6 protein-coding genes are annotated in these 12,389 nt (G+C 65.7%); 2 read left to right on the plus strand and 4 right to left on the minus strand.

Annotated features, from left to right (window positions below; all coding sequences use genetic code 11):
• Positions 1-165: 165 nt before the first annotated feature.
• Complete coding sequence (locus tag ASE59_RS13095) at positions 166-3,810, minus strand: glycosyl hydrolase (RefSeq protein WP_056456885.1); 3,645 nt, start codon at positions 3,808-3,810, stop codon at positions 166-168.
• On the minus strand, positions 3,810-6,077 hold the full coding sequence (locus ASE59_RS13100) for a glycoside hydrolase family 3 N-terminal domain-containing protein (protein WP_235515760.1): 2,268 nt from the start codon (positions 6,075-6,077) through the stop codon (positions 3,810-3,812). The genes ASE59_RS13095 and ASE59_RS13100 overlap by 1 nt, the downstream gene beginning before the upstream one ends.
• A 342-nt stretch (positions 6,078-6,419) precedes the next feature.
• On the opposite strand from ASE59_RS13100, the gene ASE59_RS13105 reads away from it, so the two are divergent.
• Positions 6,420-8,657 carry a TonB-dependent receptor gene (locus tag ASE59_RS13105; protein WP_056456888.1) on the plus strand — a complete coding sequence of 746 codons (2,238 nt, stop codon included), beginning with the start codon at positions 6,420-6,422 and terminating at the stop codon, positions 8,655-8,657.
• Between the two features lie 529 nt (positions 8,658-9,186).
• Here the strand turns inward: ASE59_RS13105 and ASE59_RS13110 are convergent.
• Both ASE59_RS13110 and ASE59_RS13115 read right to left on the minus strand, forming a co-directional pair.
• Complete coding sequence (locus ASE59_RS13110; protein ID WP_056456891.1) at positions 9,187-10,407, minus strand: MFS transporter; 1,221 nt, start codon at positions 10,405-10,407, stop codon at positions 9,187-9,189.
• Between the two features lie 79 nt (positions 10,408-10,486).
• A complete protein-coding gene (locus tag ASE59_RS13115; protein WP_056456894.1) occupies positions 10,487-11,155 on the minus strand; it encodes a TetR/AcrR family transcriptional regulator in 669 nt (222 codons plus the stop codon).
• 128 nt (positions 11,156-11,283) lie between these two features.
• On the opposite strand from ASE59_RS13115, the gene ASE59_RS13120 reads away from it, so the two are divergent.
• The gene (locus tag ASE59_RS13120; protein WP_056456897.1) at positions 11,284-12,387 is read left to right on the plus strand and encodes an LLM class flavin-dependent oxidoreductase; all 1,104 of its coding nucleotides are present in this window, start codon (positions 11,284-11,286) and stop codon (positions 12,385-12,387) included.
• Positions 12,388-12,389: the final 2 nt, after the last annotated feature.

Consider the following 12,389-nt stretch of genomic DNA (forward strand, 5'->3'; position numbering starts at 1 on the left):
GCCGTCAGGGGTTCAGGCGGCTTGGCGGGCCATCGATTTGGAAGAAATCGTCGCAGTTTCCAGCCGTGTTCCTTGGTCCGTCAGGCGGAACGTCGCAATCATCACGCCCAGATCTTGCGCCTGTTCGGCAAGGCCGCGCGCTACAGCGCTGGCACCGATCTTGGCCTAGACGTCGGTAGCGGCATCGGCCGAACGCCGCGCCAGTGCGCGGACCTCCGACGCAACGACTGCAAAGCCCTTGCCGGCTTCGCCGGCACGCGCGGCCTCGACACCGGCGTTGAGCGCCAGCAAATTGGTCTGGGAGGCGATCCCGTCGATAATGGAGATGATTTCGGATATTTCGGTCGACGAACGTTCGATGGCGCCCATCACGTCGACTGCATGGCGGACGACCTGCTGCGAATGGTCGATCTCGGTCTGTGCCGTGCCCACGACCTGCGTCGTTTGCTCGGCGGCGCCGGCGGTCTTGGTCACGCCGCGCGTTATTTCGTCCATCGCGGCGGCTGTTTCTTCCAGGCGCCTCATTGAGCGTCGAAAATCATCTTTCGGCGAACGAGGCGTAGGATGTGAAAGTTGCGACGGCGGTACGCGTTCACGCGTCAGGCGCACGGGCCCGACGAGGCCAGAATGCGGCAAAAGTGCATGGGGTTGGTATGTTTTGGTTTGGGGGGTGGTGCGGTGGGCGTTTGGTTGTTGGTCTCCGATAAGGCGGTTAACCCAGCGATTTGCCACGTGAATTTGGATGTCGTTCCGTCCGGTGCGCAATAGCGGGGTGACGTCGATGCGGTAGGGAGGGGTCCATGCGATCCCTGCGGGGCGACCGTTCACGCGCACGTCGGCCACGGTTTCCACATCGCCCAGATCAAGCATTACCCGGCCCTTGCCCAACCAGTCGCTACGCACATCAATGCGGCGTCGATAGATGCCGGTTCCCGAGAAATAGCGTCGGTCCGGTTCGGAAAAGCTGGTCCACGACCGCAGCCGGTCGAGTTGTACCGCCGGTTGGTCACCGAGCGTCAATGTCCACCCGGTATCAAAGGAGGCGAGCGAATAGACGTCTGCCCGCACCGGTGCCGCAGCGGTCGCCTGCGTTGCATGGCGGAAGACGATGAAGGTCGAGCCGGTTTCGTCCAGTTCGACCGGTACGACCGTCCGGCCGTCGGCGATGCGGAACGCGGCCGGCGATATCCCCCCGGTGATCGCGTCCCACCGCTCCGGCTGGTGGCCCGTGATCCGCAGGCTGACATCGAACGACAGCGGTCGGCCGGTGCGGTTGCTGACAAACCAGATGTCTGCGCCGGGCATGGTGCGATGGCGAACGGCCACCTGGTCGCGACGCGGCCCGCTCCAGTCGGGCGTCATCTTCTGTACGGCGAGCGCCCCGGCCAGATCGGTGCGCACCGTCGGCCGCGACCAGAGCCGATCGACCGTGCGTTGCCATGCGTCAGGATCGTCCGACAGGCTGGGCGAGGCGGTCGGCCGCGTGCCGACGATCATCGCCCCCGCCGCCGCCAGCGCGTCCAGCCGTTCGAGGGTCGCCAGGGTCAGCTGCTGGCTGGTGCCGCCCAATACCAGTATCCGGTAGCCGACGCCGCCAAGCGAACGAAGCGTGCCGTCGGCTTGCGTGGAAAGGGCCTTGGCAAGGCCGTCCGGCCCGACGAAATCGAAGGCATAGCCGTCGGGCAGGTCGGAAAAGGGGCGGTCGCCATACAGGGCGGTGACCGGTGTATCCTCGCCGATGAAATAGGCGATGTCGGCGGCGTGGCGGCCCTGCTGCATCAGATAGGAGGAGCGGGCGATATAGTCGGTCAGCCCGCCCGCCATTTCCGCCCAGGTTTCGAGGCGGGAAAAATTCTGTCCCAGCCACGGTGACAGTGCGATGCCGGGTGCGGTGTCGAGCGGCTGATGCGGCGAGGTGTGAATGATGAGCCGGTTCACGCCCAGCGCCAGTTCGAGATCGATCGTCGATTTGAGGTCGCGCGGCGCGAGGGCGAAGGGATGACCGAACGACGTCAGCGATTCGGCGGCGACGATAGGTTTCCCATAGATGCTGGCGACCGATGCCGCCCCCTGAAGATCGGCGATCAATGTCGTGCGCGGCGGGGTGCCGGCGGCTGCCCACCACATCGCGCCCATCGGAACGTCGGCCTGCGCCCGCATTGCCAGATCGTCGCCCAGTTGCGGCCGATGATCCTCCAGCGCCTCTGCATAATAGGTCATGCCGCGCGCATGGGCGCTGCGGGCGAGGGTCGCATAATGCGCCTGGGTTAGCAGGTCGCTGACGGTCTGGCGAAAGTCGTGCAGGAATTTGTCGCTGCGCGCGGCATCGCCGATTACCGTCCCGGTCAGCGTCGGCAACCATGGCAGCGGATCATAGCCGCGCAGCCGGCGGAACGCCGCGACCATGCCGGGTGTCCAGTTCTGGTTCCCCGCCTCGATACTGTCGCTGAGCAGGCCGTCGATCCGTCCGCTGCCGGCGGCATCGGCGTACATGCCCAGATACCGGTCGGCATAGCGCCCGACCGCCGCCGCATCGAGCTTGTCGACCTCCAGCCCGGTTGCCTCGGCCGGTGCGGGCGCGTTGCGTTTGCCGGTCAGGGCATAGCCCAGTCGCAGGATACGCCAGTGACCGGGCGGGGGTTTCCAGTCGAGCGTCCCGTCCGGGCGCAGGCGCGAGGTAAGGTCGCGGATCGCTTCGGGTTGAACGCTCCCCGTCATGGGCGGCGTTGCGAGCGTGGCATAGTCGAGTGCGGTCGCGAACCCGGCTTTTTCGGGCCAGCGATGCACGGTCGGCGTGGTTGCGAAGCGCGCCTCGGTCACGCGCGCGGCGGTAACGGCGGGGGCGGCGGGGGGCGGCACCACGCCCGGCGCGACGGGTGGAAACCCACCGGGCTGGGCGATGAAACGGATACGGGCAGCGCGGGCGACGACCGAGGGGAATGCGGCGACGAGGATGTTGGCGGGATTATGCGCCAGCGTCGCGACGGTACGGAAGGTCCGCCCATCTTCGCTCACCTCGACCTCGACACGTGGCGCAGGTGGCGCGCCGAACCCGTGCGGCGCGTCCAGACCGATCGTGACCGACGTCAACGGCGTCGGCCCGGCGAACCCGAAATCAAGCCGTGCCTCGCCGCTTGTATCGAAGGGAAGGTCGATCGCACGAGCGAACCTGCCGTCGCTCAACTCGGCAGCGGACAGCGGAGTGGCCGGGGCGGCGGTGATCTGCGTCACCGTCGCTGCGTCCTGCGGAGCGGGAAAGGCCAGGACGGCGACGTCCCGATAGTATCGCGCGGTAGTCCCGTCCGCCGCAATGTCCTGAAACGGCCCGGCGACATCCGGCGGCGGCGGCAGCCGGATCGGCCCGTTGCCGACGGAATCGACCTGCGACCACACCAGCTTCTTCATCGCATCGGCCGGCTGGACGAACGGCGCGCCCGACGCGCTCCATCCCGGCGAGGACGCGATCGCGAAATCGAGGCCCAGTCGGTTGGCGGTGGCGACACTCGATCGCAACGCCTGTCGCCAAGGTGGCGACATCCACGGCATTGGCTGCGCGACGATCCGTGGGGTGCCGATCGATCCTTCGAACAACTGCACACCGCCGATACCGATGCGGTGCATCCATTCCAGGTCGCGGCGCGCCCCCTCTTGCGTGATGTTGCCGCCCAGCCAGTGCCACCAGCTATAGGGTTTGGCGCTGACGGGCGGATTGGCGAACCCCGCCGCGAGCGGATCGACCGGCGGTCTGGCACGGGTTGCGCATCCCGCCAGCATTACCGCCGCGAATGTCAGCAAGATGCGAATCTTCATCAGGCTTTTCCCAGCATGAAACGAACCGGCCGCCCTGCTGCCGATGAAGGGGCGATCCACAGATCGAAGGCGCCTGCTTCCGCCTGCCACGTCAGATCGCTGCCGACGAAGGTCAGATCCTTTCGCGCGATCGTGAAGCGGATGCGCTGTGCTTCGCCCGGTGCAAGCGTTACCTTCCGAAATCCCTTCAACTCGCGCACCGGGCGGGTGACGCTGGCGGCCATATCGCGGATATAGAGCTGCACGACTTCCTCAACGGGGCGGGTGCCGGTGTTGCGAACTTCGACCGTTGCCTCGATCGAACCGTCCCAAGGCAGGGCTGCGCTGCTTAACGTCGGTTCGCCGTACGTCACCGACGCATAACCGAGGCCGAACCCGAACGGATAGAGCGCCTCGTTCGACACCTCGACATAGCGCGCCTTGAAGAACGCAGCTTCGCCCGGTGCCTGGGGGCGCCCGGTGGATTTGTGGTTGTAATAGAAAGGCTGCTGACCCGAATCCTGCGGAAAGCTGACGGGCAGGCGACCGGATGGCGCGGCCTTTCCGGTCAGCACGTCGGCGAGCGCCAGCCCGCCAGCCGAACCCAGAAACCACCCGACGACGATCGCGGAAGCATCGCGGACCGCACCGTGCAGCGCCAGCGCGCGACCGGTGCCGAGCACCACCACGACCGGCCTGCCGGTCGCCGCGACGGCATCGGCCAGTGCCTGCTGCGCGTGCGGTACGGTGATCTCGACCCGCGAACGGGCTTCGCCCGACATGTCCTGGCCTTCGCCGATGGCGAGGATGACGATGTCGGCCTCGCGCGCGGCGGCGACCGCAGCGTCGATGCCACCGGGCAGGGCGGTGTGGATGTCCGAACCCTTGACCACCCGCAGCCGGTCGGCGGGCAATGCGGCCCGCAACCCCTGTGCCAGCGTCACCGCTTCCCCCGTTTTCGCCCAAGGCGCCCAGGTTCCGTCCATGTTCGCCGGATCGTCGCCGAGTGGCCCGATCAGCGCGACACGCGCGTCCTTGCGGAGCGGCAGGACGTTCCCTTCATTCTTCAGCAGCACGACGGAGCGCGTCGCCGCGCTGCGGGCGAGCGCGAGTGCCGCCGGGGTTCGCACCTCGCGGGCCTCGCGCTTTGGGTCGAGCGAGCGAAAGGGATCGTCGAACAGGCCCAGCCGCTCCTTCACCAACAACACGCGCCGCACCGCTTCGTCGACATGGGCCATCGGCACCTTGCCGGACGCGACCAGCGCGGGGAGGTGCCGTTTGTAGAGGCCGCCGCCCATGTTCATGTCGACGCCGGCGTTCAGCGCCAGCGCCGCCGCCTCCGCCTCATCGGCGGCGACGCCATGTGCCACCAGTTCCTCCGCCGATCCGGCGTCGGAGACGACGAAACCCGGAAATTTCCATTCGTCGCGAAGGATGCCGGTCAAAAGCTTCGCGTTGCCCGATGCCGGAACGCCATCTATGTCGTTGAACGCCGCCATCGTCGTGATCGCCCCGGCATTGAACGCGGCCTTGAATGGCGGCAAATGCGTCTGACGCAGTTCGCGTTCGGACAGGTCCGTGGCGTTATATTCCATGCCCCCCAGCACCCCGCCATAGCCGGCGAAATGCTTCGGGCAGGACGCGACGCTACGGGGCGATGTCAGGTCGTCGCCCTGGAATCCGCGCACATAGGCTTCGGCGAAGCGCGCGGTCAGATACGGGTCCTCACCCGATCCTTCGGCTACACGGCCCCACCGCTGGTCGCGCGCCACGTCGATCATCGGCGCGTAGGTCCAATGAACGCCGACCGCGCTCATCTCCTGCGCGGCGGCGCGCGCGGTTTGTTCTGCCAGCGCGGGTTCGAAACTGGCGGCGAGTGCGATCGGCAGCGGAAAGATGGTACGCAGGCCGTGGACGACGTCGGCCCCGAACATCAACGGAATCCCCAGCCGCGATTCGAGCGCAGCCTTTTGCAGATCGCGGCCCAGCGCGACCCCGGTTCCGGCCAGCAAAGCGCCGACGCGCCCGGCGCGGATTTCGGCATATTGGAAGCGGGCGCGGTCGCGCGCCTCGGCCTGCGCGTTGATGTCGGGATTGATCGGCCGGGGGGTCGGGCGCACCTCGTCCGGATAGAGGGTGAGCTGCCCGATCTTTTCCTCAAGCGTCATCTTCGCGATCAGCGCGTCGATCTTCGGGCTGAGGCCGTTGGGCGCGGCCAGCGCGGATCGGGGCAGCAGCGACGTCGTCCCCAGCACCGCGATGCCGGCCAGCAACCTGCGCCGTGACACGTCGCGGCGTATGCTCGGATACCTGCCGTTAGCCTGCACCATCACCCATCCGCTCCCACGCTGTCGTTCCGCGCCATCGATGCGCTCGCATCAAGATGGCCTGTTTTGACGGTAATAAGAACACCTGTTCCATTAAGTGTCAATCGCCGCAGCGCGTGCGCATCAATCGATACGCTGACGTTAAGGGCGTGACCAAGCGACGGTGTTTCACCCAACGTATTCGCGTGAATCGCCGCCGCTTGACAACCAGTCGACTCTGGCTTTATCAAAACCAGAACGTATATTCCATAAAGCGGCCCGCCCAGAGGATCGCCGGGATTGTCATTTTCAGGAGAGGATCGAATGCGTTTCCCTTTGCTTGCCGCCCTGCTTGGTTCGACGTGTATCGTGCCGGCCCATGCCCAGGACGTCGCCGCCGATCCGCAGCCTGCCGCAGCGGTACAGCCCGCCGATGCCAGTTCCGATGAAATCGTCGTTACCGCACAGCGCCGGTCGGAGCGGGTTCAGGACGTGCCGATCGCGATTTCGGTCGTGAGCGGTGACCAGCTGCAACGCCAGCAGGTGACGCAGCTTACCGATCTTTCGCGCACGACCGCCGCGCTGCAATTCGGTGCGGTCAGCGGCGGTGGCGGCAGCGGCGCCTTCGTACGCGGCATCGGTACCGCCGCGCTCAGCCGTTCGGCCGAAAGCGCGGTCGGGATCGTCGTCGACGGCGTGGTGCAGGGCAATACCAACATTAGCAACCTGTTCGACATCGCCCGCGTCGAAGTGCTGCGCGGTCCGCAGGGAACACTGTTCGGCCAGAGCGTGTCGGCGGGCGTCATCAACATCAGCACGTTGGCACCCGATCCCAGCGCGGTGTCGGGACGGATCATCTTCGAGGCTTCGGGCGACGGCTTTGCCGGGTCGGAACTGGGGCGGCAGATCGTCCGCGGCGGTGTGAACGTGCCGGTGTCGTCAACCTCGGCCGTCCGCTTCAGCGCCTTCGGCGGACGGACGACCGGTACCAACCGCAACCTGTTCACCGGCAGGACCGACGAACTGACCGAGGCGGGCTGGCGCGCGCGGTATCTGGGCACCTTTGCCGACCGGGTGACGGTCAACCTGATCGCCGACTATAGCTACAACTCGACGCAGGATCCGCCGTTCTTCAACTATGTTCAGGCGGCAACACCGGCCACCATTGCCCTTGCGGGCAGCTGCGGGATCACCATTCAACGCGGCAACCTCGATTCCTGCGGTCGCCCCGGTCGGGCAAGCGGGCGCGCCTATGGCCTGTCGGGTCAGGTCGATGTCGAGCTGGGCGATCTGACACTGACGTCCATCACCGCACGTCGTATCCAGAACCTATATACCTCGACCGACATCGACCGCTTCTACAACTCGGCGGTAAATATCAGCTCCGGCGCAGCGACCGATTACGGTCAGTTCACGCAGGAAATCCGGCTGTCGTCGGATCCCTCGCGGCCGTTGTCGGTCGTGCTCGGCGGCTTTTACTACGACGCCGATACCGATGTCGAACAGGGGCCACCGCAGGGCGGGCAGGTGGCCTTGCCCAACGGCTTCATCATCGGCACGCTGGAGCGTTCGACCACCCAGTCGCGTAACTATTCCGGTTTCGGCGAGGCCCGCTATCGCAACGGCCCGGTGACGGTGTTCGGTGGCGTGCGCCTGCAGCGCAGCGAGCTGAACCATGTCGGACTGCGGCAGAGCGTCGCCGTGCGTGGCCCGATCCCGAACGGGACGGCACTTACCACCGACTATGGCTATGACGATACCGATCTGTCGTGGCGCGTCGGGGGGCAGTTGGCACCCACCCGCCAGTTCATGGTCTATGGCACCGTGGCGCGTGGGTACAAGAACGCACAGCTCGCGCCGATCGCGGTGGTCAACAACGTGCCGCTGTTGCGCAACGTCGTCCTGCCCGAAAAGCCGATGGCGTATGAGGTCGGCATCAAGTCCTCGCTGTTCGACGGCCGGCTGTCGTTCAACATTGACGGCTTCTATCAGAAGGTACGCAACCTCCAGACGCAGACCACGGTCACGCTCAGCGACAATCCGGTGCCGGCGCTGCTGCCGACCAACGTGTCGGAAGTCGTCAGCAAGGGGATCGAGGCCGATGCCTTCGGCCGGATCGGACGGCACCTGACGTTGAATGCCAGCGCGATCTACAACGTCGCCAAATATCCGATCGACTATCGCGACCGCGACAATGTCTCGCTGATCGGTCAGCAGCTTGCCTTCGCGCCGCGCTTCACCGCGACGCTGTCCGGCGAATACACGACGCCAGTCAGCAACAATGTCGAAGGGTTCCTGTCGCTCGACGGCAGGTACAAGAGCGCCACGCGCCTGACCGACGAAGTGCGTGACCCGACCTATTCGGTCGACGAAGCGCGGTTCATCTTCGGCGGCCGGGTTGGTGCCCGCGTCAACGACCAGTGGAGCGTCGCTTTGTTCGCCAACAATATCGGGGCATCGCGGCTGCCCGCGGCCGCGACCCGGCTGCTCGGCAACTTCGCCTACGCCTACAACATCCAGTCGGTCCGTCAGGTCGGGTTGCAGACCAGCCTGCAATTCTGATCGATCCGGTCCGGTCGACGAAATGGGCGGGGGTGCGCAGGCACCTCCGCCCTTTCTGCGTCTGTCGCTCCGGCAGAATGGGTGCCGCTCGGGACACGCGTGCGTGAGGAGGGCGGCAAACCGCCGAAACGTGATCGAAGGTCCCGCGAGAGTCGCGACCTTCGCCATATGCCGCTGGTGCCCGGTCAGTCTGGCACGCTTCGGCAGTCGTCGTCGACGGAGTCAAATCCAGCCATGCCGTTCGCGAAGGTTCGTCGCGGTGGGTGCTGGGGTACAGGTCGACGGAATACCGGATGGTTTCGAACGGAACGCCCTGTCGTCCGCGCGGCCGAGAGGCGGCGGGCCATGTCCGGCCGGACTTGAGACGCAGCCGCAACCGGACGACGCTTCGTACCGACCATCGACGGCACGCCATCCGTCCTCTCCCGATCAGCAGCCGCCCTGTGTTGCCCCGGGTTGCAGGTACAAAAAAGCGCGCCTCCATCCGGGGATGAAGGCGCGCCGCACATACGCGACCGGGCCGATCAGCTCATCCGTCGCTGTCGATCGGTCGTGGCAACATCTTCCCACCGATCAGCAGCGCCACCGCGCCCGTCAGTGCGACGCATCCCATCGCAACGAAGGTCGGCAGGATGCCGCCGGTGACGTGGCGGACCAGCCCGACGACGACCGGACTGACGAACTGCCCGGCAAAGAAGGCACAGGTCCACATTCCGAAGCCACGCCCGCGATGTTCGGGCGGCAACAGCCGTGACACCCAGAAGATCAGGCCGGCGACGGTGATGCCCGCGCCGATCTGCTGAATGAAGCCGAACACGGCCATCATCTCGACGTTGCGGGCCAATCCCATGCCGACCATCCCGACGCCCATGAACGCCAGAAAGCTGACGATCAGGCGGTCGCCCCCGACGCGGCGCGACAGGAGATTGAACAGCAACGCCCCGATCGGTGTGCCGAGGCTGCAAATGCCGATGAGGAAGCCGAGCCGCGCCGACGATGCTTCTCCCGTCGCCTCGAACGCCAGCCCCGACTGGACGATGAAGACATAGTAGAGGACCGATGCGAACAGCGTCGCGGCGCAGAAGGACAGTACCGTCCGCGTCGGAAACGGGGTGGCCGGCGCAGGGGCCTCGCCGGCCAGCGATGCGGTAGCCGACCGCGGCTCATACAGGACGAACACCATCACCGCGAAAATCAGCAGCGCGGCGGCATAGATCAGGAACGCACCGTTCCAGTAGAGTGCGGTGAGCGCACCGGCCAGCGCGATCGATCCGGTGCCCAGGATCGGGCCGCTGACGCCCTGTACCGTGATCCAGGTCCGGCGTTCGCGAACCGTGAAGTAATCGGCGAACAGCGCGTTGACGATGATGAGGATCAACCCCTCCGCCGCACCGACCATCAGGCGTGTCGCGAACATCATCGGCAGGTGATCGAAAAAGAACGGTGCGATGCCGGCGAACCCGTAGCAGAAGGTCGCGATCAGGATCAGCCGCCGACGGCCGTACCGGTCGACCAGCATGCCCGCGAACGGCGCGAGCAGCGCGACCATCAGCCCGGGCGCGGTGACCATCAACGGCACCAGCGTCGTCGCAAACGGTATGTCGGCGAAATGCCGCATCAGGCTGGGCACCGCAGGTGCCAGCGACAGGATGCTCAGCACCGGCAGGAAACCCGCGATGGCCAGTGTCAGCCCCTGCGCCGCCCCCGCGCGTCGAACCCCGATGTTTCCGTCGCCCTGTCGCGTCGACATGTCCGCTCTCCAATCCGAACGACGACCTTAGCTGGTCGCCTTATTTCGGAATGGACGTTCTACTATGCGGGCTGCACTGTCAACTGTCGTCGGCGTCTTCGCCGGTGAAGCGAAGATAGGCCAGGGTCATATCGGCCAGATCCGCCTTCAGCTGCGTCCAGTCGCCTTCCCCCGCCGCCTCGCTCGACGAGCCGAAACCGAGATAACGGGCGAGCGATGCGTAGAGCATGCGGAACGCGACATCGACCGCACGGTCCGGGTCGGGACGGCGGATCGATTTGCGATAGTCGAGCAACGCATCGCGCACCGCAGTGGCGGTCCGGCCATAGCTGCCCTTGCCCAGCGACGCGACGACCGGGTCGTTGCTGGCCCGCAGCATGAACGGACGCATTTCCGCCGAAAACTGACGCAGCGACTCAGCAATCCGGTCGACGAAGAGGGCGATGAACCGGGCGAAGGGCAAGCGTTGTTCGCGCACCCGCGCGATCGCCAGCAGCATATCGGCATCGACCCGTTGCAGCACGCGCACCTGCACCGCGTGGACCATGTCGTCCTTGCTGTCGAACCGGCAATAGATCGACCCGATCGAAACCTTGCCCAGCCTGGCGACCTCGTTGAGCGTGAAATCGTCCGATCCGCGCTCTGCCATCAACTTCTCGGCGGTCGTCAGCATCCGCTCGAAACTGGCCTTGCTGCGCCCCTGCTGCGGGGTCCGTACCTTCGCCTGAACGGCGTCCTGCGTTTCCATGCCACACCTTTACCAAAAAACGAACGCAATATGCGACTGGACATTTCAGAACTGTCACTCTAATAAGCGTCAAGTGATTCAACAGCGCGGCAAACCAAGCCGCCGCCGATATCTCATGAGGAGGGGATATGCGCTTTTCGGTGTTTCTGAACGCTCGCTCGATGGCGCCCGAAGAGGATCGCGCGCTGATCCGTAACCTGACCACGCACGCCACCGATGCCGCTGCCGCCGGGTTCGACGCGATCTTCCTCCCCGACCACCATTTCAACGGCTATATGCCGGTCGCGTCGGACAGCTACATGTTCGCGGCGTATCTGGCGGCGAAGCTGCCCGACATGCATTTCGGTTTTTCGGTCACGTCGGTTCCGCTCCACCATCCGGTGCGCTTCGTCGAGCGGATCAACATCCTCGACCAGCTGACCGACGGCAAGCTGCTGGTCGGCGTCGGATCGGGTACCACGCCCGAGGAAATGATCGGTTTCGGCGTCGATTACCGTGATGCGGGGGCCGTGGCGGAGCGCAATCTGGCGCTGGCCGAGGAACTCTGGGCCAAGCGGATGGAGGATCCGGCGGTCGAGATCGACAATGGCCCGCACAAGGGCCGCGTGCTGCAACGGATCGCGCCGGCCGCCTATACGCCGGGTCACGCCCGGCTGATGCCGGTGGCGATGAAGGAAACCAGTGCGCGTCGCGCGGCGGTCAATGGCTGGCCGGCGTTCATTCCCGCCTTCACCCCGCCCAAGATCGGCGGGACGGAACCGTTCACGCACGTGAAGAAGTATTTCGACATCTACAAGTCGATGCTGCTCGACGCTGGTCATGACGATACCCGCGTGCGCGACGCGCTGTCATGGACGACGCATACCTATCAGGTCGTGCACGTCGCGGAGAGTGGCGAACAGGCGCGCGAGGAATTGCTGGCAATCCTGCGCCCCTATCAGGAGGCGATCGAACGCGAAGCGGCGTTCAACGCCCGTGCGGAGTCCGATAGCGCCAACAAGAAGTCTGACCGGACCCCCGACGCCCTCAGCGAGGACTGGATCGCGACCTGGTGCCTGTACGGATCGCCCAAGACGGTGATCGAGCATCTCGAACCGTACCGCGACCTCGGCATCGGTAACATCCTGTGCGGCACCACCACCGGTCCGTTGACTGAGGAACGGTTGCGGCTGGGCGAGCAGACGCTGCGGCTGCTTGGCGAGCAGGTCATGCCGCATTTCAAGGGGCGCTGAGT

Source organism: Sphingomonas sp. Leaf10 (assembly GCF_001421245.1).
Lineage (GTDB): Bacteria > Pseudomonadota > Alphaproteobacteria > Sphingomonadales > Sphingomonadaceae > Sphingomonas.

Excerpts from the sequence above, each read along its gene's own strand:
- ASE59_RS13120 (WP_056456897.1), top strand. The coding sequence starts at position 11,284 with ATGCGCTTTTCGGTGTTTCTGAACGCTCGCTCGATGGCGCCCGAAGAG.
- ASE59_RS13115 (WP_056456894.1), bottom strand. The coding sequence starts at position 11,155 with ATGGAAACGCAGGACGCCGTTCAGGCGAAGGTACGGACCCCGCAGCAG.
- ASE59_RS13105 (WP_056456888.1), top strand. The coding sequence starts at position 6,420 with ATGCGTTTCCCTTTGCTTGCCGCCCTGCTTGGTTCGACGTGTATCGTG.
- ASE59_RS13110 (WP_056456891.1), bottom strand. The coding sequence starts at position 10,407 with ATGTCGACGCGACAGGGCGACGGAAACATCGGGGTTCGACGCGCGGGG.
- ASE59_RS13095 (WP_056456885.1), bottom strand. The coding sequence starts at position 3,810 with ATGAAGATTCGCATCTTGCTGACATTCGCGGCGGTAATGCTGGCGGGA.